Annotated in this window: 1 rRNA gene; it reads right to left on the bottom strand. The window is 52.1% G+C overall.

What is annotated here, in order from left to right:
• Nucleotides 1–601, bottom strand: a 23S ribosomal RNA gene (locus tag P3W85_RS31945); the annotation flags it as partial.

Here is a 601-nt window from a genome sequence, read left to right as displayed (position 1 = left end):
GGCTTAGCCCCGTTACATCTTCCGCGCAGGACGACTCGATCAGTGAGCTATTACGCTTTCTTTAAAGGATGGCTGCTTCTAAGCCAACCTCCTGACTGTTTTAGCCTTCCCACTTCGTTTCCCACTTAGCCAATCTTAGGGACCTTAGCTGGCGGTCTGGGTTGTTTCCCTCTTGACACCGGACGTTAGCACCCGATGTCTGTCTCCCGTGATTGCACTCTTCGGTATTCGGAGTTTGCTATGGCGGGGTAATCAGCAATAGACCCCCCAACCATGACAGTGCTCTACCCCCGAAGGTGAGACACGAGGCACTACCTAAATAGTTTTCGGAGAGAACCAGCTATTTCCAGACTTGTTTAGCCTTTCACCCCTATCCACAGCTCATCCCCTAACTTTTCAACGTTAGTGGGTTCGGTCCTCCAGTACGTGTTACCGCACCTTCAACCTGGCCATGGATAGATCGTCTGGTTTCGGGTCTACACCCAGCGACTCAACGCCCTGTTCGGACTCGCTTTCGCTACGCCTTCCCTAATCGGTTAAGCTTGCCACTGAATGTAAGTCGCTGACCCATTATACAAAAGGTACGCCGTCACCCGTTTCC

The organism is Cupriavidus basilensis (assembly GCF_029335485.1).
Lineage (GTDB): Bacteria > Pseudomonadota > Gammaproteobacteria > Burkholderiales > Burkholderiaceae > Cupriavidus > Cupriavidus basilensis_E.
This window is presented reverse-complemented; position numbering and strand designations above follow the sequence as displayed.